Annotated in this window: 2 protein-coding genes and 1 rRNA gene; all 3 read right to left on the bottom strand. The window is 31.9% G+C overall.

The genetic code is table 11. The features are described 5' to 3' along the window. Positions 1-237 precede the first annotated feature (237 nt). Positions 238-1,128: a patatin-like phospholipase family protein gene (locus tag GJU32_RS22780; RefSeq protein ID WP_155594159.1), complete on the bottom strand. Its 891-nt coding sequence runs from the start codon at positions 1,126-1,128 to the stop codon at positions 238-240. A 568-nt stretch (positions 1,129-1,696) separates the two neighbouring features. Next, on the bottom strand, positions 1,697-1,819 hold the full coding sequence (locus tag GJU32_RS23705; protein WP_274381842.1) for a hypothetical protein: 123 nt from the start codon (positions 1,817-1,819) through the stop codon (positions 1,697-1,699). A 488-nt stretch (positions 1,820-2,307) separates the two neighbouring features. Continuing rightward, a 5S ribosomal RNA gene (gene rrf / locus GJU32_RS22775) occupies positions 2,308-2,420 on the bottom strand; the annotation flags it as partial.

Here is a 2,420-nt window from a genome sequence, read left to right as displayed (position 1 = left end):
TAGTTACTAAAAACTTTATTGATTACGTTTTGCTTGTTCAGTTTTCAAGGTTCATTTTAAATGTTTTCTCTTTGTTAAGAGCTAACTTTTATATAATAACATGTTTTATACTTAATGTCAACAGTTATTTTAATTTTTATATTTTAGTAGCTGCTTCACTCAACAGCAACTTTTATATAATAACATCCGATTTGTTATCGGTCAATACTTTTATATTATTTTTTTATAAAATAACTATTATTTCAATCTAGGCCAATTCCGCAAAAATTGAATTGTACGGTTTCTTCCTATTTCTAAAAGAGTTTCTTTAGTTTCCTCATTTAAATCAAATTGGGTTGCACTATAATCTTCTACAGGAATAAAAATAATATCTCTTTCATGTCTTCTTGATATATACCTTTCATCATGTGCATCTTTCATAGTCGAAAATAATGCTTCAAATAAATTTAAACCATTTCTAATTTCATGAGGACACTGTTCTTCTCTTCTTCTGCTAAGCTTTAAACCTAAAATTGGTCGTACTTTTCGACCTTCTTTATCATCGAATATCCATAATGGAAAATTACTTAAAACACCACCGTCCACTATTATTGACTCACCTTTACCTGTCTTTAATGTAACCGGTTCAAAGAAAAATGGTATTCCACAGCTCATACGAAGTGCACAGGCAACTGAAAAATTTTTGGCTTCAATTTGATATTTGTGTAAATCATCTGGTAAGACAATCATTCTACCATTTGTTAAATCTGAAGCCACTAACTTTAGTGAATCTTTAGGTAAATCTTCAAAAGTGTATACTCCTTTTGCAGCTAATTTTTGAAAGAACCATTTTTCTAATGCCTTTCCTTTGTAGAGACCTAAATGGTTATAAACATTTATCCATTTCATAAAAGGAAAAGGTAATATTGTTCTTCTTGAATCCAGTAATGAAGGTACATCTAACTCTTCTAGCATAGTTTCAATCTCTTTACCACTATATCCTGCAGCGATAAACGCAGCTAAAATTGCACCTGCACTAGTACCAGCTACACGTTTAAAACGAAAATGTTCTGCTTCTAGAACTTGATATGCTCCAACAAGAGCGAAGCCCTTCAAACCTCCACCAGAAAATACGCCATCAATCCACAAAATTCCCTCTCCTTTTTGATGTAATCTTTACATTATAAGAATGGATAGTGACGAATAGAACTAAAATTCCTACTTTATTGTCGATACCTATATACATAGCTACTAACTTGTCTTTAAAAATGACGAGAAATAATTAATGTTGGTTTATATATCATTGCTATAATATGAGTTTTATCACAAAGCAAATAGCAATAAATTATAAAATAAGGTGATCATTAAAAGTGAATGTCAGATATAGAGGTAATGTATCACAGTAGGTAGGAGTGTAAAAATATTGTTTGACACGAAACGCATTTATTTGGCGTATATATAAACAAATACAAGGTGTTTTATTAACTTTTAGTTATCTTATGAAACACTATCTTTTCAATTGTTATAGGTATAACTTTTATTATTTATATACTATTACAAAACGGATAAAAATCTTCAAAACATAGCAATAGTAGTAAAAACGGTCCGCCACAATGACAGGTGACTTAGCGGCTACTGAACAACTGCTTCTAAACTTGGATCCATAAGCATGACCACAATTTCAACAGCAGCTCCGTACTCGCATATCTCTGTATTTTTAATAAACAATTAGTAAACTACCTACATTTGTATCGCCTTTATACTCATTAATGGCAATCGTTTTTGGTAAACTTACACCTTGTACTAATCGCTCTTTAACCACATCTTTAAAAGTACTCATTACAGCGTTACTCGATATCCTAAGTGCTTCCGCTACTTCCTAAAAAGTTTTTTCTTTGCTTTTACTGAACGAACACGCACTACTTAATTACGTTTTTTTGAGTAACGTTGATATTTTCCATTCCATAAAGGTGACTCACTTGCCACAGCTACAAACATAATGGCGACGTTTATAAACTGGATGATTAATTCGTTCAAATCATTTTAATGCTTAATCTTCTGCATTCGGTAATTAGGGACTATCATCATTTCCGTTTTACAAATGGGGCATAAATGTGGGCATTTTAGTAAATGTACATATAAAACTATTGGATCTCTTATTTCTTCTATTTTATAATCTCTACTTATTTAGCCTTGAAATATCCATGTGCACAGTACATCTTTCTATTATTTGTTTCTGAATAAATCAAATAAATAAAACGATGATACATAAATTTTTTTCTATGAACAAATAAAAAAACAGTCAGCACACAGCTGACTGTTTTCATTGCTTAGCGACGTCCTACTCTCACAGGGGGAAGCCCCCAACTACCATCGGCGCTAAAGAGCTTAACTTCCGTGTTCGGTATGGGAACGGGTGTGACCTCTTTGCCATCATCACT

The sequence above is a fragment of the Lysinibacillus cavernae genome, assembly GCF_009724685.1.
In the GTDB taxonomy this organism is placed as follows: Bacteria; Bacillota; Bacilli; order Bacillales_A; family Planococcaceae; genus Lysinibacillus; species Lysinibacillus cavernae.
This window is presented reverse-complemented; position numbering and strand designations above follow the sequence as displayed.